The 23,604-nt window shown below is 68.5% G+C and carries 17 protein-coding genes; 16 read left to right on the top strand and 1 reads right to left on the bottom strand.

Annotated features, from left to right (window positions below):
- The first annotated feature begins 37 nt into the window (after window positions 1-37).
- Window positions 38-784, top strand: coding sequence for an aspartate/glutamate racemase family protein (locus AAC979_RS19800; RefSeq protein WP_371348599.1), 747 nt, complete (start codon window positions 38-40; stop codon window positions 782-784).
- Window positions 785-797: 13 nt separating this feature from the next.
- Here the strand turns inward: AAC979_RS19800 and AAC979_RS19795 are convergent, their stop codons facing one another.
- On the bottom strand, window positions 798-1,688 hold the full coding sequence (locus AAC979_RS19795; protein WP_371348598.1) for a helix-turn-helix domain-containing protein: 891 nt from the start codon (window positions 1,686-1,688) through the stop codon (window positions 798-800).
- A gap of 242 nt (window positions 1,689-1,930) precedes the next feature.
- Here AAC979_RS19795 and AAC979_RS19790 point away from each other — a divergent pair, with 242 nt between their 5' ends.
- From AAC979_RS19790 to AAC979_RS19720, 15 genes are all read left to right on the top strand, one after another.
- Window positions 1,931-4,066: a TonB-dependent siderophore receptor gene (locus AAC979_RS19790; protein WP_371348597.1), complete on the top strand. Its 2,136-nt coding sequence runs from the start codon at window positions 1,931-1,933 to the stop codon at window positions 4,064-4,066.
- A gap of 61 nt (window positions 4,067-4,127) precedes the next feature.
- Complete coding sequence (locus AAC979_RS19785) at window positions 4,128-5,060, top strand: ABC transporter substrate-binding protein (protein WP_371348596.1); 933 nt, start codon at window positions 4,128-4,130, stop codon at window positions 5,058-5,060.
- Window positions 5,053-7,032, top strand: coding sequence for a Fe(3+)-hydroxamate ABC transporter permease FhuB (fhuB, locus tag AAC979_RS19780; RefSeq protein WP_371348595.1), 1,980 nt, complete (start codon window positions 5,053-5,055; stop codon window positions 7,030-7,032). Before AAC979_RS19785 ends, fhuB begins: the two co-directional genes overlap by 8 nt.
- Entirely contained in the window at window positions 7,025-8,104 is a 1,080-nt protein-coding gene (locus tag AAC979_RS19775) for a siderophore-interacting protein (RefSeq protein ID WP_371348594.1), read from the top strand. Before fhuB ends, AAC979_RS19775 begins: the two co-directional genes overlap by 8 nt.
- Before the next feature lie 40 nt (window positions 8,105-8,144).
- A complete protein-coding gene (locus tag AAC979_RS19770) occupies window positions 8,145-9,884 on the top strand; it encodes an ABC transporter ATP-binding protein (protein WP_371348593.1) in 1,740 nt (579 codons plus the stop codon).
- A gap of 154 nt (window positions 9,885-10,038) precedes the next feature.
- Window positions 10,039-13,161 (top strand): response regulator, encoded by a 3,123-nt coding sequence (locus AAC979_RS19765; protein WP_371348592.1) that lies wholly within the window; start codon window positions 10,039-10,041, stop codon window positions 13,159-13,161.
- The gene (locus tag AAC979_RS19760; protein WP_371348591.1) at window positions 13,158-14,024 is read left to right on the top strand and encodes a protein-glutamate O-methyltransferase CheR; all 867 of its coding nucleotides are present in this window, start codon (window positions 13,158-13,160) and stop codon (window positions 14,022-14,024) included. Before AAC979_RS19765 ends, AAC979_RS19760 begins: the two co-directional genes overlap by 4 nt.
- Window positions 14,011-15,885: a response regulator gene (locus AAC979_RS19755; protein WP_371348590.1), complete on the top strand. Its 1,875-nt coding sequence runs from the start codon at window positions 14,011-14,013 to the stop codon at window positions 15,883-15,885. Before AAC979_RS19760 ends, AAC979_RS19755 begins: the two co-directional genes overlap by 14 nt.
- A 128-nt stretch (window positions 15,886-16,013) precedes the next feature.
- Entirely contained in the window at window positions 16,014-17,171 is a 1,158-nt protein-coding gene (locus AAC979_RS19750) for a transporter substrate-binding domain-containing protein (protein ID WP_371348589.1), read from the top strand.
- 30 nt (window positions 17,172-17,201) lie between these two features.
- On the top strand, window positions 17,202-17,816 hold the full coding sequence (locus AAC979_RS19745; RefSeq protein WP_371348588.1) for an ANTAR domain-containing response regulator: 615 nt from the start codon (window positions 17,202-17,204) through the stop codon (window positions 17,814-17,816).
- Window positions 17,817-18,047: 231 nt separating this feature from the next.
- The gene (locus AAC979_RS19740; protein ID WP_371348587.1) at window positions 18,048-18,917 is read left to right on the top strand and encodes a nitrilase family protein; all 870 of its coding nucleotides are present in this window, start codon (window positions 18,048-18,050) and stop codon (window positions 18,915-18,917) included.
- Window positions 18,918-18,971: 54 nt separating this feature from the next.
- Window positions 18,972-20,126, top strand: coding sequence for a substrate-binding protein (locus AAC979_RS19735; protein WP_371348586.1), 1,155 nt, complete (start codon window positions 18,972-18,974; stop codon window positions 20,124-20,126).
- Between the two features lie 117 nt (window positions 20,127-20,243).
- Window positions 20,244-21,080: a branched-chain amino acid ABC transporter permease gene (locus AAC979_RS19730; RefSeq protein ID WP_244379532.1), complete on the top strand. Its 837-nt coding sequence runs from the start codon at window positions 20,244-20,246 to the stop codon at window positions 21,078-21,080.
- The gene (locus AAC979_RS19725; protein ID WP_371348585.1) at window positions 21,073-22,902 is read left to right on the top strand and encodes an ATP-binding cassette domain-containing protein; all 1,830 of its coding nucleotides are present in this window, start codon (window positions 21,073-21,075) and stop codon (window positions 22,900-22,902) included. The genes AAC979_RS19730 and AAC979_RS19725 overlap by 8 nt, the downstream gene beginning before the upstream one ends.
- Window positions 22,899-23,597 carry an ABC transporter ATP-binding protein gene (locus tag AAC979_RS19720; RefSeq protein WP_371348584.1) on the top strand — a complete coding sequence of 233 codons (699 nt, stop codon included), beginning with the start codon at window positions 22,899-22,901 and terminating at the stop codon, window positions 23,595-23,597. The genes AAC979_RS19725 and AAC979_RS19720 overlap by 4 nt, the downstream gene beginning before the upstream one ends.
- The last annotated feature ends 7 nt before the right edge of the window (window positions 23,598-23,604 follow it).

Raw genomic sequence — 23,604 nt, 5'->3', positions numbered from 1 at the left:
CCATGGTGCGCCGGGCTTTTCATGCCGGAACCCTCGCATGCAGAACGAATTCCCCTCCCCCCGGCGGATCGGCATGCTGACGCCGTCCTCCAACACCGTGCTGGAGCCCTATACGGCGCGGATGCTGGAACCGCTTTTCCCCGAGGTGACGGCGCATTTCGCCCGCTTCCGGGTGACGCGGATCGCGCTCGACGACAGCGCCTCCAACCAGTTCCGCCAGGAGCCGATCCTGGCGGCGGCGGAGCTGCTCGCCGACGCCCGCACCGACATCATCGCCTGGAACGGCACCTCCGCGAGCTGGCTCGGCTTCGAGACCGATGCGCGGCTCTGCGCGGCGATCGAGGCGCGAACGGGGGTGAAGGCGACAAGCTGCATTCTCGGCCTCAACCGGCTCATCGCCGAGCGCGACATCCGCCGCCTTGGAATCGTCACGCCCTATACGGGCGATGTCGGCGCGCGCATCGCCGCCAACTACGCCACGCTCGGCGTCGAGGTGGTGGCCGGCGCCCATGGCGGCCTGTCCGACAATTTCTCCTTCGCCGACATTGACGAGGATCGCATCGGCCGGATGTGCACTGACGTCGCCGGCGCGGCGCCGGACGCCATTGCCATCGTCTGCACCAATATGCGCGGCGCGCTGGTGGGGGCGCAGGTGGAACGCGCGCTGGGCATTCCCATCATTGATTCCGTCAGCGCGACCTTGTGGGGCTGCCTGCGAGCGCTGGAGATACCCACCGCCCCGCTCGCCGGCTTCGGCGCGCTCTTCGCGCCCGCCGCGCTGTGAACCCGATCGCCGGTCAGCGCCCCTGCGCGCGGCGCCATGCCGCCGGGGTAGCTCCGATAAGCCGGCGGAAGCTGCGGGTGAGGTGCGCCTGATCGGTAAAGCCGGTGGCGGACGCGATCTCGGTCAGCGCCAGGTCGGAGCCGGCGAGTAGCGCCTGCACTTTGCGCAGCCGCGCCTTGAGGTGCCACTGATAGGGCGGCACCCCGGTCGCCGCCTTGAAGGCGTGGCTGAAATAGGATTGCGACAGGCCGGTCAGCTCCGCCAGTTCCTGCAGGCGGATATTGCGCGCGCAATTGGCCTCGATGAATTCCGTCACCCGCCGGAGTTGGCGCGGCGAAAGCGCGGCACCCTTGCCCGCCGCCTCCGGCGCCGCCCGGCCGAGCCGCAGCAGGTCGATGAACAGCGCCAGCGTCAGCCCGTCGCCATAGAGGTCGTGGCGCGGCTGCGGCGCGGTGCACTCCTCGGCGATAAGCTGCGCCAGGGTGAACAGCCGCTCGTCGAGAAAATCGAGCCGCGGCGTCGTCAGCCGCTCATCGTCAAGGTCCTCGCCCAGGCGCTCGCTCAGTGTCGGCGCGTGGAAGTGGAGGTCGAGATGGCGCACCCGCACCGACTCGTCGACATGCGACCACACCTGCATCCCGGCCGGCACGAAGCTCATGCGGTGCGGCGCGCGCGGCACCCGGCGCCGCCGCCCGTCGGCGGAAAGCTGCACATCCGAGCGCCCGCCCTCGCGCTCCAGCACCACGAACAGCCGGGCGTCGCGCGAAACATAGTGCCCGCCCGCCCCGGCCGCGCAGGCGACATGCCAGACATCGGCGATGATCCCGTTCCAGCTACGCCAGCGCAGATCATCGAGGAGGGTGATGCCCTCTACCCTGGAGGTCATGCGGGGTTGAAAGGTCATGCGGCACGCCATTCGCCAAGATCAGGACGACACTTCATAGATTAGAATCAATATGAAGTGGAAATCCATCTTGATCTCGGGCCAAATCCGTTCGATCAAGGCCCAATAGAAAACACGATCGTTCAAAATACAAGAGAATACGACAAGAACGGCAGAATGATGATTGATATGAAGCGATGTTTCCCGGGGCCGGCGGGAGGCGCTTCTTTATAATTCATCTCAACTGCTGGAAAACGGGTAGCATGATGCGCGAACGGCTGGGCCTCTCAACGATGTCGCTGCTGATGGGCAGCGCGGCGATCCTTGTCTCGGCCTCGGTCGCGCGGGCCCAGCAAAGCGCGGCGCCCATCGAGCTCGAGCGGATTGATGTCGAGGGTCAGCGAACCGACGACACGCAGGGCTATGTCGCCCGCTCCACCACCGCCGGCACCAAGACCGACACGCCGCTGGTCGAGGTGCCGCAGTCGATCTCCGTCGTCACCCGCGACCAGATGGATGCGCGGGCGGTGCAGAATGTCGGCCAGGCGCTCGACTACACCGCCGGCGTCGTCTCCCAGCCCTTCGGCACCGATCCGCGCTTCGATTCGCCGATCATTCGCGGCTTCTCCGCCGACAACAGCATGTATCTCAACGGGCTCAAGCTGATGCGCGAGGCCGGCACCCCCGCCCTCGACCCCTATGGCATGGAGCGCATCGACGTGGTGCGCGGACCGGCCTCGGTGCTCTACGGCCAGGGCAATCCCGGCGGCCTGCTCGACTTCATTTCCAAACGCCCCACCTTCACCAATTTCGGCGAGGTGCAGGTGGAAGCCGGCAGCTTCGACCGCTATGTCGGCCGCTTCGACATTGGCGGCGTGCTGCCCGACAATGCCGACATCTCCTACCGCTTCACCGGCCTCGCCCGCGACAGCGACACCCAGACCGACTATATCGACGACAACCGGCTGTTCTTCGCCCCGGCGCTGACCTGGCAACCGACGACCGACACCTCGCTGACCGTGCTGGCCAACATTCAGTACGACCAGTCCGGCACCCCGGTCGGCTTGCCGGTTCAGTACACGGTAGACGCCGATGGCGGCCTGCGCCTGCCCCGCAGCCGGTTTCTCGGCGACCCTGATTACGACAATTCCAATCGCACCTTCGGCAGCGTCGGCTACGAGTTCAAGCACCGCTTCAACGATACGTGGGAGTTCCGGCAGAACGCCCGCTACGCCGTGCTCGCCTGGGATTATAACAGCCTCTATTACAGCTCGCTGAGTTCGACCAATCCGCTCGTCGCCAATCGCGGCTCCTCGGAGAATTCCGAATCGCAGCAGACCTTCACCATCGACAGCCAGATGCATGGCCGCTTCGAAACGGGCGCCCTCGCCCATGAGGTGCTGATCGGCCTCGACTACCGCCGCTACACCGAATCCAACGTCACCGAATTCGGCACCGCCTCGCCGATCAACGTCCTCTTCCCCATCTACAACCAGCCGGTCAGCGGCGCGGCCTGGTACACGGCCGATGTCAACGGCACCATCTCCCAGACCGGCATCTATGCGCAGGACCAGATCAAGCTGCAGAACTGGCTGCTCACCGTTGGCCTGCGGCATGACTGGGCGACCACCGATTCCACCAGCCTGACCAATTTCGGCGACACCGCGCAGGACCAGGACGACAGCGCCTTCACCGGTCGCGTCGGTCTCACCTATCTGTTCGACAACGGCATCGCCCCCTATTTCAACTATTCCACCTCCTTCGAGCCGGTCATCGGCAACATGCCGACCCAGCTCGGCGGCGCCGCCTTCCAGCCCATGGAGGGCAAGCAGGTCGAAATCGGCGTGAAGTACCAGCCAGTGGGCTGGAACGGCTTCTTCACCGTCGCGGCCTATGACATCACCCAGTCCAACGTGCTCTCCACCCAGTTCATCGACGGCGTCAGCTATGAGACGCAGATCGGCGAGGTGCGGGTGAAGGGCTTCGAGTTCACCGCCGTGGCGGGGCTGGCGGAAGGGCTGAACCTGATCGCCAACTACACCTACATGAATGCAGAGATCACCGAGGGCGAATATGCCGGCAACCGGCCGGCCAATGTGCCGGAGAACATGGCCAATCTCTGGCTCGACTACACCATCCCCTCGGGCCAGTGGGCCGGCTTCGGCTTTGGCGGCGGCGTGCGCTTCGTCGGCGACCGCTACGCGCTCGACGACAACAGCATCTTCCTGTCCTCCAACACGCTGTTCGACCTGGCGCTGCATTACGAGAAGGGCCCGTTCAAGGCCCAGCTCAACGTCAACAACATCGCGGACGAAACCTATGTCGCCAGCTGCGGCTTCTTCGGCTGCTACTATGGCGACGGGCGCACCGTGATCGGAACCTTGTCCTACAAATGGTAGAGGGCACGCCTTCCGCGCCGGGCGGCGCGATTCGGAATGCGCGTGCGGCGGGCGGCCCGACGTGAGCGCAGCGACGACCCTCTCCCGCCGCGCCCTGATCGGCGGCGGGCTCGCCGCGCTGGTGCAGCCCGGCGCGCCGGCCCGGGCGGAAGGGCTGCGCGCCGCGGCCATTGACTGGGCGCTGCTGGAGACGCTGCTCGGCATGGGGCTCACCCCGGTGGCGGCGACCGAGCTCGTGCTGTTCCGCCAGGTGGCGGTGGAGCCGCCCGTGCCGGCCTCGGTGGTCGATATCGGCCTGCGCGGCGCGCTCAATTACGAGGCGTTGCGCCTCACCCGGCCGAGCGTGATCTTCTCCTCGAATTTCTACGCCGGCATGGAATCCCAGCTCGCCCGCATCGCCCCGGTGGAGACGATCTCGATCTACCGCACCGGCCGGCCGCCTTATGACGAGGCGGAAGCGGCGGCGACGCGAATCGGCGCCCTCACCGGCAAGGAAGAAGCGGCGCGATCGCTGATCGCCTCCGTGGCCGGCGAGATCGCGGCGTGCCGGCACCGCCTCGCCGGCGAAACCGGGCGGCCGCTGCTGGTGCTCAATCTCGGCGATGCCCGGCATTTCCGCGTCTTCGGCGCCGACAGCCTGTTCGGCGAGGTGCTTGCCCGGCTCGGCTTCGCCAATGCCTGGGGCGAGCGGACCTTCTATTCCGCCTCGGCCCCCATCGGCATCGAGGCGCTGGCGCGCTTCCCCGAGGCCTTCCTCGTCGTCCTGCGGCCCGTGCCGCCGGATGCCGCGCGCGTGCTGGGCACCAGCGCGCTGTGGAACGCGCTGCCGCAGATCCGCGCCCGACGGCTCGCCGTGCTCGCCAGTGTCGATCCGTTCGGCGGCCTGCCCACCGCCGCCCGCTTCGCCCGGCTGCTCACCGGCGCGCTGCTGAACCCGGACAGCGGCGCGCGGGCGGGCGAACTGGCGGGCAAGGCGGGAGGCGACATTGGCTGATCTCGCCCTTTCCCGCCCCGCCAGCCTGCGGCCGGTGCCCTTCGGCCTCGCCCTTGGCCTGTTCGCCCTCGCCCTGTTCGCGCTGGTGCTGCTGCGCCAGCCGGAAATCCCCGGCGCCGGGGCGGATCTGCGCCACCTGCTGTTCTGGCACAGCCTGATACCGCGCGCGGCCACCGCGCTGCTGGCGGGCGCGGCGCTGGGTCTTTCCGGCGCCCTGCTGCAGCGCGTGCTGCGCAACCCCCTCGCCGACCCCTCGACACTCGGCATTGCCGCCGGGGCGCAGCTGGCGCTGACGCTGGCGCTCGCCTTCGCACCGGCGCTGCTCGCCTTCTCGCGCGAGGGCACCGCCCTAGCCGGCGGGCTGGCGGCGGCGACGCTGGTGCTGGGGCTTAGCTGGCGGCGCGGCTTCGAGCCGGTCACCGTCGTCGTCGCCGGCATGACGCTGTCGCTGATGGCGGGCGCGCTCAGCGCGGCACTCATTCTCGCGCGCGGCGAATATGTGTTCTCGCTGTTCATCTGGGGCGCCGGCTCACTGCACCAGCAGAACTGGCAGCCGGCGGCGCTGATCGGCACGAGGCTGGCGCTGGGCGCGGCGGCGGCCGCCCTGCTGCTGCGGCCGCTCGGCCTGCTGGCGCTGGATGACGAGGCGGCGCTCAGCCTCGGCATGGCGGTCGCGGCCATGCGCCTCGCGGTCATCACGCTCGCCGTGTGGCTGGCGGCCAGCGTGGTGTCGCAGGTCGGCGTGATCGGCTTTGTCGGCCTCGCCGCCCCCGCCTTCGCCCGCCTCGCCGGCGCGCGCCGGCCGGGCGAGATGCTCGTCGCCGCCCCGCTGATCGGCGCGCTTCTGCTGTGGATCACCGATTCGCTCGTCCAGCTAACCGCTGGGGACGGCAGCGATCTCATTCCCACCGGCGCGGCGGTCGGCCTGCTCGGCGGGCCGCTGCTGCTGTGGCTGCTGCCGCGCCTGCGCAGCGCCGCGCCGGTCCTGGCGCCGGCCGCCCCGTCCCGCCGACTGCACCGCCCGGGCCTCGCCCTTGCCGGCCTGGCCGTGGCGGTGGGGCTGGCGGCGCTTCTCGCCCTTGTCGCCGGGCGCGATCTCGACGGCTGGAGCCTCGCTACAGGCCCGCTGCTGGCCGAGCTTCTGCCGTTCCGGGCGCCGCGCGTGCTGGCCGGCGCGGCCGCGGGCGGGCTGCTCGGCGCCGCCGGGGCGATCATGCAGCGGCTCACCGGCAACCCGCTGGCCGGGCCGGAAGTGCTCGGCATCAGCGCCGGGGCCGGCGTCGGGCTCGCGGTGGCGCTGCTGCTGGCGCCAGCGGCCGGGCCGGGCCTGCTGCTCGCATCCAGCGCCGCGGGGGCGCTGGTCGCGCTGCTGCTGGTGCTGGCCATCGCCGCCGTCACTGGCTTCGGCGCGGAAAAGCTGCTGCTCGCCGGCATCGCGCTCGGTTGCATGGGGCTCGCCATTCTCTCCGCATTCTTCGCCGCCGGCGGACCGGGCAGCTTCCTGCTGCTGGCCTGGCTGGCCGGCACCACCGACCGGGTGGACATGATGCAGGCCGGCATCCTCGCCGCCTGCGCGCTGGTGCTGCTGCTCCCCGTCGCCCTCGCCGGCCGCTGGCTGAACCTTCTCCCGCTCGGGCGCGGGGTCAGCGCCGCGCTCGGCCTGCCGGTGACGATGAGCCAGTTCCTGCTCACCCTGCTGGCGGCGGCGATGACCGGGGTGGCGGCCTTCTTCGTCGGTCCGCTCAGCCTGGTCGGGCTGATCGGGCCGCATCTCGCGCGCCAGAGCGGCTTTTCGCGCGGCGTCGCCTTCATCTACGCCTCGGCGCTGATCGGTGCGCTGGTGCTGCTGGTGGCCGATTGGCTCGCCCGCATGGTCGCCTTTCCCTATCAGCTCCCCACCGGCCTGCTCGCCGCGCTGGTCGGCGGCCCGTATCTGATCTGGCTGCTGCAGAGAGGAGGCCGGCATGGCTGAGCCCTTCACCGCCCAGGCGCGTCTCGCCTGTCCCGCCCCGGCGGCGCTGCTCGCCCGGCTGTGCGCGCGGCTGGAGCCGGAGAGCCTGCGCGAGCGCACGCCCGCTTCCGCCCGGCTGGAAAACTGGTGCGGCGAGGCGACCCTGTCCGTCGACTCCGCCGGCTATCTCGCCATTGAGGCCCGCAGCCACCGCGAGGACCGGCTGTCCGTGCTGCGCATGCAACTGGCCGAGCATGTCTACGCCGCGATGGAGGGCGCCGCGCCCGCCTTCGCCTGGGAAGGCCACGGCGCCGGCAACCCGGCGCTGCCCTATTTCCGCGCCCTGCGCGTCGTCGGCTCGCACGCGCTGACCCCGCTGATGCGCCGCGTGGTGCTGGAAGGCGACGCCGCGCATTTCGCCAGCGGCGGGCTGCATGTGCGGGTGCTCATCCCACCCGCCGGCCGCACCCCCGTCTGGCCCTATGCCGCGCCAGACGGACGCACCATATGGCCCGGCGGGGCGGACACGCTGATCCCGCGCGTCTATACGCTGCGCGAGGTCGATGCCGCTGCCGGTACCCTGGCGATTGATGTCGTCCAGCATCCCGGCGGCTCCACCCCCGGCGCCGACTGGGCGCGCGAGGCGCGCGCCGGCGATCCGGTCGGGCTGCTCGGCCCGGGCGGGGCCGGCCTGCCGCCCGCCCGCTGGTACCTGCTCGCCGGCGACGAGACGGCGCTGCCCGTCATCGCCCGCATGGTGGCCACGCTGCCGGCGGACGCGCAGGCGGTGGTGCGGCTGGAAGTGGCGGATGCGCGCGAGTGCCAGCCGCTTCCCTCACCCGCCCGCCTCGATGTGGAATGGCTCACCCGTGACGGCACCGCCCCCGGCATGAGCGACCGGCTCGAACGGGCGCTGCGCGCCGTCCCGCTTCCGGCCGACCATGCGGAGGTGCATGTCTTCGCCGGCTGTGAACAGCGGACCGCGCGGGCGCTTCGCCGGCTCATGACCCGCGAGCGCGGCCTGGCCAAATCCCGCTGCGCCATCGCCGCCTATTGGCGCGCCGGCCACACGGATGTCGATCTCGCCGATTGAGGTCGATCTCGTGGATTGAGACGGCTATAAGCGAGCCATCATGCAGATCATCCGGCCCTTCCTTTCCTATTACGCGCCCTATAAGGGCCTGTTCGTGCTGGATTTTTCCTGCGCGGTGCTGTCCGGCCTGCTGGAGCTCGGCTTCCCGCTCGCGGTGAAGCTGTTCATCGACCATCTGCTGCCGGGACAGGACTGGCCTCTCATCGTCTGGGCGGCGGTGGGGCTGCTGGCGGTCTATCTGCTGAATGCCGGGCTGATGGCGGTCGTCACCTATTGGGGCCACATGCTTGGCATCAATATCGAGACCGAGATGCGCCGGCGTGCCTTCGATCATGTGCAGAAGCTGTCCTTCTCCTATTTCGATAACAACAAGACCGGCCATCTCGTCGCCCGGTTGACCAAGGACCTCGAAGAAATCGGCGAGGTTGCCCATCACGGCCCGGAAGACGTGTTCATCGCGGTGATGACCTTCATCGGCGCCTTTCTGGTCATGCTGAGCGTCAATGTGCCGCTTGCCCTGCTCACCGCCGTCATCGTGCCGGCCAGCGCCCTCATCACCACCCGCTATGGGCGGCGGATGACGGCGAATTTCCGCGCCCTGTTCGGCCGGGTCGGCGCCTTCAATGCCCGGATCGAGGAGAATATCGGCGGCATCCGGGTGGTGCAGTCCTTCGCCAACGAGGCGCATGAAAACCGGCTGTTCGCGGCGGAGAACGCACAGTACCGTACCACCAAGCTCGAAGCCTATCGCCTGCTGGCGGCCAATGCCTCGCTGTCCTATCTCGGCATGCGGCTGACCCAGGTCGTCATCATGCTGGCGGGCACCTGGTTCGTGCTGCGCGGCGAGCTCAGCAATGGCGGCTTTGTCGGCTTCCTGCTGCTGGTCGGCGTGTTCTTCCGGCCGCTGGAAAAGATCGCGGCGGTTATGGAAGTCTACCCCAAGGGCATTGCCGGGCTGCGCTCCTATCTCGATTTCCTCGCCACCCGCCCGGATGTCGCCGACCGGCCGGGCGCGCGGGCGCTGACCGAGGTGAGGGGCGCCATCCGCTATGAGGGCGTGCGCTTCGCCTATGGCAATGCCGCGCCGGTGCTGAACGGGATCGACCTCGACATTCGCCCGGGCGAGAGCGTCGCCTTTGTCGGCCCCTCCGGCGCCGGCAAGACCACGCTGTGCTCGCTGCTGCCGCGCTTCTACGATGTCACCGGCGGGCGCATCACCATTGACGGCCACGACATTCGCGACGTGCGGCTCGACTCGCTGCGGAAGAATATCGGTATCGTGCAGCAGGACGTGTTCCTGTTCGCCGGCACCATCCGCGAGAACATCGCCTATGGCCGGCTGGAGGCCAGCGAGGAGGCGATCCTGGAGGCGGCGCGCCGCGCCCAACTCGACGGTCTGCTGGCCGAACTGCCGCTCGGGCTCGACACGGTCATCGGCGAGCGCGGCGTGAAGCTGTCCGGCGGGCAGAAGCAGCGTCTCGCCATCGCCCGCATGTTCCTGAAGGACCCGCCGATCCTCATTCTCGACGAGGCCACCTCGGCGCTGGACAGCGAGACGGAATGGGAAATCCAGCGCGCGCTGGCGGCGCTGTCGGTGGGGCGCACCACGCTGATCATCGCCCATCGCCTGTCGACCATCCGCAGCGCCGACCGCATTCTCGTCGTCACCCGCGAGGGCATTGCCGAGCAGGGCAGCCATGGCGAATTGCTGGCGCGCGGCGGCATCTATGCCCGCATGGTCCGCACCCAGTTCGCCGAGGCCGAACGCCTGCCGGCCTGAGGCGCGGCGGCAGCAGCTTTTTTCTGCCGATTGCGGGAACCTTCCCGGCCGTCGCGGGTTTATGGGCGCCGGGGAACCGTGGACGCGCCGGCCCCTGCCGCGCGTCCCGCGCCTTCCGGCTTCCCTTGTCGCCTTTCCCGGGAGTCGTGGCGGCGTGCAGCTCAAGATGTTCGAGGAGAAGCCGGCCCTTCTCTATGCGCTCCTCGCGGCCTTCACCGCGCTGGTGTTCCTCGTCGATCTGTCGGTGCCACTCGGCGTCGCCGTCTGGGTCACCTATCTCATCCCGCTGGTGCTGGCCTATCTCGCCTGGCGCACCGCCGTGCCGCTCGTCACCGCCGCCGGCGTCACCCTGGTGATCGCCGCCGGCTTCCTGATCGACCGGCCGGGCATCGACCCCAGCCTGGCGCTGGTCAACCGCTCCATGGGCGCTGTGACGGTGTGGGTGCTGGCGGCGACCGGCTTCTTCTTCATCCGCAACAAGCTGGCGGTGCGCCGCGAGGAATGGATCCGCACCGCGCAGGTCGACCTGTCGCGGCGGATGATGGGCGATCTGTCCAGCGCCGAGCTTGGCGAGCGGGTGCTCACCTTCCTCGCCGAGCGGCTCGGCGCGCAGGCGGCCCTGTTCTATATCCGAGACCATGACGCCTTCGCCCGCGTCGCCGGCTATGGCGTGCCGATGGACGCCGCCGTGCCGGCCCGCATCCGCCGCGGCGACGGCCTTGTCGGGCAGGTGATCGCCGACGGGCGCAGCTTCGCCATTGACCGCGTACCGGACGGCTATCTCTATTTCGGCTCCGCGCTCGGCAGGGGAAAGCCGGAGCATCTGGTGCTGTCGCCGACCTTCGAGGACGATCAGGTCAATGGCGTGATCGAACTCGGCTTCGACCGGTCCCCGCGCGCCGAAGCGCGGGAATTTCTGGAGCGCAGCGCCAGCGCGGTCGGCGTCGCGCTGCGCTCGGCGCAGTACCGCACCCGGCTGGAGGAACTGCTGGAGGAAACCCGCCGGCAGGCCGAAGAGCTGCGCGCCCATGGCGAGGAGCTGACCGCCGCCAATGAGGAACTGCAGGAGCAGAGCCAGGCGCTGCAGCAGTCGCAGCACCGTCTGGAACGCCAGCAGGCGGAGCTGGAGGAATCGAATGCTCAGCTCGAAGAACAGACGCAGCTTCTGGAAGCCCAGCGCGACGATCTCGCCCGCACCCAGAGCGCGCTCAAGCAGCAGGCGAACGATCTCGCCGCCGCCAGCCGCTATAAATCCGAATTCCTCGCCAACATGTCGCACGAGCTGCGCACGCCGCTCAATGCGCTCCTGATCATGGCGCGGCTGCTCGGCGAGAACCGCTTCGGCAACCTCACCGAGGACCAGATCAGCTACGCCCAGATGATCGAAAGCTCGGGCAACGACCTGCTCACCCTGATTAACGACATTCTCGACCTGTCCAAGATCGAGGCCGGCAAGCTGGAACTGCGGCCGCAGCAGGTGGAGGTTTCCGCCCTGGCCGACAAGCTGGTGCGCAGCTTCGCGCCGCAGGCGGAAGAGAAGGGCATCGTCCTGCGCGCGCAGATCGCGCCCGATGTCTCGCCGGTGCTGGAAAGCGATCCGCAGCGGCTGGAACAGGTGCTGAAGAATTTCCTCTCCAACGCGGTCAAGTTCACCGCGCAGGGCGAGGTGGTGCTGGACATCCGCGCGGAAGCCAATGGCCGGCTGATCTTCGCGGTGTCGGATTCCGGCATCGGCATCGCCGAGGACCAGCAGGAAGCGATCTTCGAGGCGTTCCGCCAGGCCGACGGCACCATCGACCGCCGCTATGGCGGCACCGGGCTCGGCCTGTCGATCTCGCGCGAGCTGACTAACCTTCTCGGCGGCGAGATCCGGCTGGAGAGCCGGCTTGGCGAGGGCAGCACCTTCAGCCTTGTGGTGCCGACACGCTTCAGCGGCGTCGTCGTCGACAGCGCGGGCGCGGCGGCGCTGCCGGCCCGCGCGCCGCAACGCAGCCCGGCGCCGCGCCCGGTGGTCGCCTCGCCCGCTCCCGCGGATGCGCCGGACCGGCCGGCCCCCGCCGGCATTGACGACGACCGCTCCCGCCTCACCGCCGGCTCGAAGCTCATCCTGGTGGTGGAGGACGATCTGGCCTTCGCCCGCATCCTGCTCGATCTCGCCCATGAGCTCGGCTTCCAGTGCATCGTCACCACCACGGCGGATGACGGCGTGGTCGCGGCGCGGCAATATCTGCCGCAGGCGGTGATCCTCGACATGGGGCTGCCGGACCATTCCGGCCTCACCGTGCTCGACCGGCTCAAGCACGATGCCCGCACCCGCCACATCGCGGTGCATGTCGTCTCCGCCAGCGACTACGAGCAGACCGCGCTCGCCTATGGCGCCGCCGGCTACATGATGAAGCCGATCCGCCGCGAGGAACTGGTGCAGACGCTCGAGCGGCTGGAATTCCGCATGGCCCGCCAGTTGCGCCGCATCCTCATCGTCGAGGACGACCCGGCCCAGCTACGCGGCCTGAGCGAGCTTCTCGCCGCCAAGGAGGTCGAGACGGTGGGCTGCGCCACCGCCGCCGACGCCCTCAAGCGGCTGGAGGCGGAGACCTTCGACTGTATGGTGCTCGACATGACGCTGCCGGACGCCACCGGCTTCGATCTGCTCAGCCGGCTCGACGATAACGAGGCCGCCGCCTTCCCGCCTGTCATCGTCTACACCGCGCGCGAACTCACCGAGGCGGAGGAACTGCGCCTGCGCCGCTATTCCAAGTCGATCATCATCAAGGGCGCCAAGTCGCCGGAGCGGCTGATCGACGAGGTGACGCTGTTCCTGCATCAGGTGGTGTCGGACCTGCCGGTGCAGCAGCAGAAGCTGCTCGCCACCTCGCTCAACCGGGACTCGCGGCTGGAAGGCCGGCAAATTCTCGTGGTGGAGGACGATGTGCGCAACGTCTTCGCCCTCACCAGCATTTTCGAGCCGCACGGCGCCCGGGTGCAGATTGCCCGCAATGGGCGCGAGGCGCTGGAGGTGCTGGAAAAGACGCAGGGCCGCACCCCGTTCGACCTCGTGCTGATGGATGTGATGATGCCGGAGATGGACGGGCTGGCCGCCACGCGCGAAATCCGCCGCCATCCGGACTGGCACGGCCTGCCCATCATCATGCTCACCGCCAAGGCGATGGCGGACGATCAGGAACAGTGCCTGGCGGCCGGCGCCAACGACTATCTCGCCAAGCCGCTCGATGTCGACAAGCTGCTCTCCCTCGCCCGGGTGTGGATGTCGCGATGACCAGCCCCGCCAGCGTCAGCGAGAAGATCGAGCTCGACCTGCTGGTCGAGGCGATCCACCGCCGCTACCACTATGATTTCCGCGCCTATTCCCGTGCCTCGCTGGCCCGCCGGGCGGAACTGCTGCGCCAGCGGCTCGACTGCCCTACCCTTTCGCATGTGCAGGCGCGGCTGCTGCGCGAGCCGGAGCTGCTGCCAGTCATGATCGACTGCCTCACCGTGCAGGTGAGCGAGATGTTCCGCGATCCCGCCTATTTCCGCACCCTGCGCGAGGAGGTCATCCCGCATCTGCGCACCTTCCCCTCGCTGAAAGTATGGGTGGCGGGCTGCAGCGCCGGCGAGGAACTCTATTCGCTCGCCATCCTGTTCCGCGAAGAGGGGCTGGAATCCCGCACCCTGTTCTACGCCACCGAGATCAACCCGGTGGCGCTGGCGCGGGCGGAACTCGGCATTTACGATCTCGACCGCATTCCGCTGTTCACCGAAAACCACCGCAAATCGGGCGGGCGCTCCTCGCTGTCGGACTACTACACCGCCGCCTATGGCGGAGCGGTGTTCGACAAGTCGCTGCGCGCGCGCACCGTGTTCGCCGAGCACAGCCTCGCTTCCGATGAGGTGTTCTCCGAAATGCACCTGATCTCCTGCCGCAATGTGCTGATCTATTTCGATTCGACACTGCAGGACCGCGCGCTGCGGCTGTTCCGGGAATCGCTGACGCGCGGCGGCTTCCTCGGCCTCGGCATGAATGAGAGCTTGCGCTTTTCCGGACATGCCGACGCCTTCGCCAGCTTCGCCCCGGAAGAGCGCATTTATCGCCGGCTCGCCGGCGTGCCGCAGAAGGAGGCCCGCCATGGCGTCGCCTGAGCCGGTGAAGTTCCTGCTGGTCGACGACATCGAGGAGAATCTGCGCGCGCTGGAAGCGCTGCTGCGCCGCGACGGTCTCGCCCTCTACAAGGCCCGCTCCGGCGTCGAGGCGCTGGAACTGCTGCTGGAGCACGACTTCGCCCTCGCTCTGCTCGACGTGCAGATGCCGGACATGGACGGATTCGAACTGGCGGAGATGATGCGCGGCACCGAGCGCACGCGGCGCGTGCCGATCATCTTCGTCACCGCTGCCTCCACCGATGAAGGCCGCCGCTTCAAGGGCTATGAGGCCGGGGCGGTCGACTTCATCTACAAGCCGATCGACCCGCTGATCCTCAAGAGCAAGGCGGAGGTGTTCTTCTCCATCGCACGCCAGCACGAGCAGCTGGCCCGGCAGAAGGACGCGCTCGCCACCGCCGCCGCCGAGCTGAAGGCCGCGCTCGACCGGCTGCAGGCGCACACCGACAATTCCCCGCTCGCCATTGTCGAGTTCGACCCGGAAATGCGCCTGCTCGGCTGGTCCAAGGGCGCCGAGCGGCTGTTCGGCTGGACGGCGGCGGACATGACCGGCCAGTCGCTCGCCGATCTCGGCTGGATCTGCGACGGCAGCATCGGCGAACTCGCGGAGATGCTGTCCGGCTCGCTGGCGGAAACGGCGCATCAGCGCGGGCACCACACCATTCGCTGCCGCACCCGCGCCGGCACGGTCCTCGACTGCGAATGGTACAGTTCGGTGCTGCGCCGGCCCAACGGCCAGCCGGTCTCGCTCAGCGTGCAGATCCTCGACATCACCGACCGCCGCCGGGCCGAGGAAACCCAGACCCTGCTCATCGGCGAACTGAACCACCGGGTGAAGAACACGCTCGCCAGCGTGCAGGCCATCGCCACCCAGACGCTGCGCTACACCCGTCATCCCGACCAGTTTTCCGCCACCTTTTCCGGCCGCATCCAGGCGCTGGCGCGCGCCCATGGCATGCTGAGCGACCGCACCTGGCAGGGCGCCGACCTGATGGACCTCGTGCACGACCAGCTAAGGCTCGGCACCATCGACCCGGCGCGGCTGGAAGCCAGCGGCCCGCGCGTGCAGCTTCTGCCGCAGCCGGCGCTGCGGCTGGCGCTCATCCTGCACGAACTGGCGACCAACGCGCTGAAATACGGCGCCTTCTCCCGCCCCACCGGCCGCGTCGCGCTGGAATGGTCGGTGGAGGGCGACCGGCTGCAACTGCGCTGGCAGGAAAGCGGCGGCCCGCCGGTGCAGGCCCCGGTCAAGCGCGGTTTCGGCTCGACGCTCATCGACAGCAGCATGAAGTCCGATGGCGGCACCGCCTCCGTCTCCTACCGCAATGACGGCGTGGTGTGGGACCTCGTCATGCGCCTCGACCGCACGCCGGACCCGATGGCGGACATTGCCGCCCGCCCCGCCGCCCCCGCCCCGGCCGAGCCCGCCCGCGAGGTGCCGGCGCTGGACGGCCGCCGCCTGCTTGTGGTCGAGGACGAGGCGCTGGTCGCGCTCGAACTCATCGCCGTGCTGGAAGATGCCGGCGCCAGCGTGCACGGCCCGGCCCGCACGGTGGAGGAGGCGCTGGAGGCGATCGAGACCGGCGCGTTCGACGCCGCCCTGCTCGACGGCAATCTGCATGGCAAGCCGGTGGACGCAGTGGCGGCGGCGCTGACCCGGCGCGGCATTCCCTTCGCCTTCGTCAGCGGCTATGGGCGCGAGAACCTGCCGCCCGCCTTCGCGCAGGCCCCCGTGGTCAGCAAGCCGTTCATGCCGCAGCAGCTCGTCGAGATGGCCGGCCGGCTGGCGCAGCGCGCGGGCAATGTCGTCGCCTTTCCCGCCGCCGCCGGCGGGGGGCGCTGAACGACCTCGACGGCGCGCTCTTGACCTGCCGGGCGCGGGCGCGCCAAAACGGGCCGGCGGGTTCGGCGGAACCCGGCCGGCGCGGCGGGCGCGCACGGCACGGCAACAGGTGAGACAGGCAGGCGCCGGTGGCGGAGAGTGGCAGCGCAGGGCAGCCTTCGGGCGCGGCGGGAGCCGTCTGGCGCGTCGGCGTGCTGTTCTCCCGCAAGGGCCATATGCGCGAGCCGGAAACCGAGCATTTCCGCGGCACCGCCCTCGCCATCGAGGAGATAAACCTCGCCGGGGGCGTGCTGGGCCGGCCGATCGAACCGGTGTGCTACGATCCGGAATCGAGCCCGGAACTCTACCGCCGCTACGCCGAGCGGCTGCTGACCGAGGACGGCATCAGCACCATTTTCGGCTGCTGCACCTCCTCCTGCCGCAAGGCGATCCTCGCCACGGTGGAGCGACGCAACGCCCTGCTCTGGTATCCCTCGCTCTATGAGGGTTTCGAATATTCGCCCAACGTCATCTATACCGGGGCGGCGCCGAACCAGAACAGCCTGCAGCTCGCCCGCCATCTGCTCGCCCGCTTCGGCCCGCGCTTCTATCTCGTCGGCTCCGACTACATCTACCCGCACGAATCCAACCGCATCATGCGCGACCTCGTCTCGCGCGAGGGCGGCGAGGTGGTGGCGGAAACCTATGTGCCGGAACAGCCGCATGAGGACCAGATCCGCCGCGTGGTGGAAGACATACGCCGCCGCGCGCCCTCGGTGGTGTTCTCCACCGTCGTCGGTGAGGGCGCGCATCTGCTCTACCGCAGCTTCCGCGAGGCCGGGCTCGACCCGCGCATCTTGCCGATCGCCAGCCTCACCATGTCGGAAGGCGAGATCCGCGCCATCGGGCCGGAACTGTGCATCGGCCACATCACCTCGGCGCCCTATTTTTCTACCGTCGACACCCCGGCCAATCACCGCTTCGTCGCCGCCTACCGCGCCCGCTTCGGCCGCGACGCGGCGGTGACGATGTATGCGGAAGCCGCCTATTTCCAGATCCACCTCTTCGCCGACGCGCTCACGCGCGCGAAGTCGCTCGACACGCAGCGCCTTGTGGATGCCGCGCTCGGCACTGAATATGACGCGCCGCAGGGCCGCATCCGCATCGACCCCGACAACAACCACACCTATCTGCTGCCGCGCATCGGCATGGTGAACGAGCATGGCGAGTTCGACGTGGTGTGGGAGGCGAAGGCGCCGGTGAAGCCCGACCCCTATCTCGTCGATCATATTTACGACCATGCGTGAGCGCCGGCCGCACGCCAGCGGGCGCCGCCGATGAGCGCGTCGCAGCTCATCCAGAACCTGCGCAACATGCGCGTCGCCGTGGTGCATCCGCGCGACCAGGACGGCGAAGACCTCGTGCGCCAGCTCCAGCGCATCGGCTGTCAGGTGCAGGTGGTGTGGCCGCCGCCCTCGCAGCTCCCGCTGCCGCTCGACGCGGTGTTCTTCCTGCTCGACCGCGACACGAAGAGCTCGATGCCGTGGCGCATGGCCGATCTCGCCATCGCCCATATCGCCATCGTCGACTACGAGAACCCCACCGTGCTGAAGGCGTTGCTGGATTCCAGCGCCCATGGCGTGCTGGTGCGCCCCATCCGCGCCTCCGGCGTGCTCTCCAGCCTGGTGCTGGCGCTGTCGCAGCGCGGCTATGAAGGGCGGCTACTCGCCAAGATCGGCAAGCTGGAAGACACGCTGCGCACGCGCCGCGATGTCGAGAAGGCGACCCGGCTGCTGATGGGGCTACGCAACCTCTCCGAGGACGAGGCCTACCAGTTCCTGCGCAAGCAGGCGACCGCCAAGCGCGTGCCCATCGGCACCATCGCCGGCTCGATCATCAATGCCCATGCGATGCTGGCCGAGCTGGACCGCGACGGCGACAGCGACAAATGAGGCAGTATGCCTAACCCATAGGCATAATTGCCGCTGCCTCTATCCTCGGCATTTGCGCTTGACAGGAGGGGCCGCCTGCGCTTTGCTTTGACCCAGCGCTTCGTGAGCGTGGCGGCAGCGTTGCCGCCCTACATCCAGGCTATGCAGCCCTCGATGGTGCCGAAAGGCACTGCCGGGGGCTTTTTGTTTTCACGCCGCGGCGCGCCGCGGCGATCGCAGAGGTGTGCCTCCATGCCGGTCTCAAGCCTTGTCCGCGTCGCCTGCATCCAGATGGAGCCGCGCTTCGGCGACACGAGCGCCAATGTCGCGCACTCGCTCACTCTCATCGCCCGCGCGGCCGAGGGCGGGGCCAAGCTCATCGTGCTGCCGGAACTCGCCAATACCGGCTATGTGTTCGAGACCCGCGAGGAAGCCTTCGGCCTCGCCGAGACCATTCCCAACGGGCCAAGCTGCCAGGCCTGGGCGCAGATCGCCCGCGAGCGGGGCCTGCACATCGTCGCCGGCATCACCGAGCGCGAGGGCACGGCGCTCTACAACAGCGCTGTGGTGATCGGGCCGGAGGGCCATATCGGCACCTATCGCAAGATGCATCTGTGGGGCAACGAGAACCTGTTCTTCGAGCCCGGCAATAACGGCTTCCCGGTGTTCCACACCGCGCTCGGCCGCATCGGCGTCGCCATCTGCTACGATGGCTGGTTCCCCGAAACCTACCGGCTGCAGGCGCTGCAGGGCGCGGACATCGTCTGCGTGCCGACCAACTGGGTGCCGATCCCCGGCCAGGCCGAGGGGCGCGAGGCGATGGCCAACATCCTCGCCATGGCCGCCGCCCATTCCAACTCGCTCTATATCGCCTGCGCCGACCGCATCGGCACCGAGCGCGGCCAGCCCTTCGAGGGCCAGAGCCTCATCCTCAGCTACACCGGCTGGCCCGCCGCCGGCCCGGCCAGCCGCGACGGTGAGGAGATCGTTTCCGCCGAGATCGACCTCGGCGCCGCCCGCCGCGCCCGCAACTGGAACGACTTCAACCAGGTGCTGCGCGACCGCCGCACCGATGTCTATGCCGAGATGCTCGGCGCGCCCATTTCCCGGGGCTGGTACTAAAGCCCCGCTTCTCCCCACCGCTGCCAAAAACCCATAACCTTCCGGAGAAAGCCTATGTCCCGTACCTCACTGCTGATGGCCGGCGTGTTCGCCGCCGGCCTTCTCACTGGGCCGGCGCTCGCCGCCGACACCATCACCATCGGCATTCCCGTCGGCCTATCCGGCGCCAATTCCGTGGTCGCGCCTTCCGTCGTGCAGTCCGCCGAGCTGGCGGTCGAGGAGATCAACGCCAAGGGCGGCATCCTCGGCAAGAAGGTGGTGCTTGAGGTCGCCGACGACGCCTCCGGCGCGGCCGGGGCGCAGAAGGCCTTCGATTCACTGATCTTCCAGAAGAAGGTCGACGTGCTGATCTCGATGGAGACCTCGGCGGCGCGCAATGCCGGCCTGCCGATCGTCAATCGCGGCAAGGTGCCCTACATCTACACCTCGTTCTATGAGGGCCGTTCCTGCAGCCCCTATATGTATGTGAACGCCTGGGTGCCGGACCAGCAGGTCGCCCCCATTGTCGACTTCTTCAACAAGGAAGGCGCCAAGACCTATTTCCTCATCGGCTCGGACTACGCCTTTGGCCGCGGCATGCTGGCCTTCACCAAGGCCTATATCGAGAAGACCGGCGGCAAGATCGTCGGCGATGAATACGCCCCGATGGACGCCACCGACTGGACCGCCATCCTCTCCAAGGTGAAGGCGGCCAACCCCGACGCCATCATCACCTCCACCGCCGGCGGCGCGCCGAATGTGACGCTGACCAAGCAGATGCGCGCGGCGGGCATCAAGTCGCTCTATGGCAACCTCGCCGTGGATGAGGGCACCGCCAAGGCCATGGGCCCGGATGCCGAAGGCATCTATATCGCCGGTTCCTACTTCACCAATATCGACACCCCCGCCAACAAGGCGTTCCTCGCCGCGATGGAGAAGAAGTTCGGCAAGGACCTGAAGACCCCGAACGACCTCTCCGTGCCGGAATATGAGGCGGTCTACGCCTATAAGGCGGCGGTGGAGAAGGCCGGCACGACGGACGCCGCCAAGGTGATTCCGGCGCTGGCGGAAGTCGCGGTGGAAGGCCCGCGCGGCACCATCGTGATGAACAAGCAGCGCCACGCGCCGCTGACCATGTATCTCGGCCAGGTGAAGGGCGACGGCTCGGTCGAGATCATTTCCACCTTCAAGGACGTGGATCCCGGCGAGCAGTGCCCGAAGCTGAAGTGAGCGCCTGACGCTTCGCCACACCATCCCCGGCCACGCCATCCCCGGCCGCGCCGGGGATGGCACGTTCCTTGTGGCGCCTCCTTGCCGGACGTCGCCTGAAAACCCAAAGGACTTCGCATGATCGCCCAGACGCTGGACATCGTGACGACCGCCGCCATCCTCTATGCGGTGGCGACCGGGCTGCTGCTCGTGTTCGGCGTCATGAAGATCATCAATTTCGCCCATGGCGGACTGATGACCCTCGGCGGCTATGCCGCGCTCGTCACCACTCAGGCCGGGCTCAACCCCTGGCTTGCCATTCCGCTCGCCGCGCTGTTCGGCGGCGTGGTCGGCATGGCCATCGAGCGCTTCGTGGTGCGCCCGCTCTATTCCCGCCCGCTCGACGCCATCCTCGCCACCTGGGGCCTGTCGATCATCATCGGCCAGCTCATCACCCTCGCCTTCGGGCGCGGCGTGCAGTTCACCCAGTCGCCGCTCAGCGGCACCATCGACATTCTCGGCGAGGGCTATTCCGCCTATCGCCTCGCCCTTGTCGGCATCGCCGCCCTGCTCGGCCTCGCCCTCACCGCCCTGCTGCAGGGCACAAGGCTGGGGCTGGAGACGCGGGCGGTGATCATGAACGAGGATCTGGCGCGCGGGCTCGGCATCAATAGCGGGCTGGTGCGCTTCCTCACCTTCACCCTGGGCTCGGCGCTGGCCGGCATCGCCGGCGCGCTGATCACGCCCCTGTCGAGCGTCGATCCTGCCATGGGCGTGCCCTGGCTGGTCAACGCCTTCATGCTGGTGCTGGTCTCCGGCGCCTCGCTGGTCAGCCTGCTCTTCGCCTGCCTGGTGCTGGGCGGGGCGCAGGTGCTGGTCGCCACCCATTTCAGCCCGGTTCTCGGAGGCCTCACCATCGCCGTGCTCGCCGCCATCATTCTGCGCATTCGCCCGCAGGGGTTCGCCCGTGACTGAAGCGCGCCGCCTCTCCCTCATCCTCGCCGTCGCCCTCGCCGCGCTGGTGGCGATCTTCGCCGGGCCTTATGTGCTCGACACCTATTCGGTCAACGTGCTCACGCGCTCGCTGCTCTATGCGGCGGTGGCGCTCACCGTGGATCTGCTGTGGGGCTTCCTCGGCATCCTCACCTTCGGCCAGTCGGTGTTCTTCGCCTGCGGCGCCTATGCGGCGGGGCTCGTCTTCACCCATCTCGACTTCTCCACCGGCAATGCCGTGCTCGCCCTCGGTCTCGGCGTCGGCGGGGCGCTGCTGGTGGCGGCGATTGTCGGCTGGCTCGCCTTCTGGCACGGCGCCTCAGCGCTCTATGCCTCGGTCATCACGCTGGTGCTGCCCATCGTGGCGACACAGTTGCTCTACTCGGGGGGCACCTTCACCGGATCGTCGAGCGGCCTCTCCGGCTTCATGAGCTTCGACCTGTCGATGGAAGCCTGGTTCTGGCTGGCGGGCTGCTTCCTCGTCGTGGTGACCACGGCCGCCTACATCTTCGTCAAGAGCGATGCCGGCAAGCTGCTGGTCGCGGTGCGCGAGAATGAGCAGCGCTGCAAATATCTCGGCCTCGACACCTCGCGGTTGAAGATCCTCGTTTATCTCGCCTGTGCCGCCATCGCCGCCATCGCCGGCTATATCTATGCCGGCTATGCGATGGTGGTGGCGCCGGAACTCGCCGGCTTCGTCTTCGGCACCGAACTGGTCATCTGGACCGCGCTCGGTGGGCGCGGCACGCTGCTCGGCCCGGTGTTCGGCGCGCTGATCGTCGATTATGAGAGCGCCCAGCTCGCCGGCGACTATCCCTTCGTCTGGCAGCTCATCATCGGCGTGCTGTTCGTGCTGGTCATCGTCGCCTTTCCGCGCGGCCTGCTGCCGGTGGTGTTCGACCTGCCGCGCAAGCTGTTCGGCCTCCTTCGCCCGCGCCGCGCCGCCCCGGCGGCCAGCGTACGGCTTTCCACCCTCGACGCGGCGGAAACGCAGGATGTCGAGCCCGGCGAGGGGCCGGCGCTGAGCGTTGCCGGCGTCGCCAAGCGCTTCGGCAGCCTCACCGTGCTGGAAGCCATCGACTTCGAGGCGAGGGCCGGCGAACTCGTCAGCCTTGTCGGCCCCAACGGCGCCGGCAAGACCACGCTGATGCGCTGCATCGCCGATGGCGCCGAGCGTTCCGCCGGCAGCATCGCCGTCAATGGCTATGATATCGGCCGCAAGCCGCCGGAAGCCTGCGTCGCGCTGGGCGTCGGCCGCAAGTTCCAGATGGCCAATGTGTTCGAAACACTGACCGTCGCCCAGTGCCTGCAGATCGCCCGCGTGCGCCATGCCCGGCCCTCGCTGTGGCGGCGGGCCAATGTGCTGCCCCTGCCGGAGGCGGCAATGCATGTCATCGCCACCACCGGGCTGGACAAGCAGCTTTCCACCCCGGCACATCTGCTTTCGCATGGCATGAAGCAGGCGCTGGAACTCGCCATGGTGCTGGCGCTGGAACCGCGCGTGCTGCTGCTGGACGAGCCCACCGCCGGCCTCACCAAGACCGAGCGCATGCAGATCGGCGCCATCCTCATCGAGCTGACGAAGAAGCAGGGCCTGTGCGTGCTGCTGGTCGAGCATGATCTCGACTTCGTGCGCGAGATTTCCTCGCGCGTCATCGTGCTGCACCAGGGTCGCATCGTGCTGGATGGCTCGGTGGAGGAAGTGGTCGCCTCCGAGCTGGTCAGGCAGGTCTATGCCGGCTCCGGCCATGCCGGCATCGATCACGAGACGGCCCCCTCCCCGAGCCAGGAGATGCCGGCATGAACGCCCTCTCGGTCGACAACCTCTCCAGCGGCTATGCCGGCGCCGTGGTGCTGCGCGAGGTCAGCCTCTCCCTCGCGCCGGGCGAAATCCTCGCCGTTCTCGGCAAGAACGGCATGGGCAAGTCCACCCTGCTGAAAGCCGTGATGGGCTTCCTGCCGAAGATGACCGGAACGGTGGCCATTGCCGGAGGCGACGCCACACGCCTTTCCCCGCACCGCGTGGCGCGGCTCGGGGTCGGCTATGTCGCGCAGGAGAAGGCGCTGTTCCAGGATATGAGCGTGGAGGAAAATCTCCGCCTCGCCGTGCGCCGTCCGGATTTCGAGGCGGCTCTCGCCGAAGTGGAAGCCTCCTTCCCTTTCCTGCTGCAACGCCTGAAACAGCGCGCCGGCACGCTGTCGGGCGGCGAGCAGAAAATGCTGCTCATGGCCCGCTCTCTGGCGACGGGGGCGAAGCTGCTGCTGGTGGACGAGATCACGGAAGGTTTGCAGCCTTCGGTCATCGACCGGCTTGCCGGCGTCATCCGCAGCGCGCGCGAGCGGCACGGCACCACCATTCTGCTGGTGGAGCAGCATCTGCCCTTCGCCCTGGCGGTGGCGGACCGCTGGGCGGTGCTGGATCGCGGCGAGATTGCCGAGACCGGCGCCACCTCCGAACCGGATTCCCGCGCGCGGGTTCTGCAGCATTTGAGCGTGTGAGGCCAAA

This window comes from Ancylobacter sp. IITR112, assembly GCF_041415945.1.
Lineage (GTDB): Bacteria > Pseudomonadota > Alphaproteobacteria > Rhizobiales > Xanthobacteraceae > Ancylobacter.
Note: the sequence above shows the minus strand (reverse complement) of the source record. Positions and strands in the feature narration are given on the sequence as shown.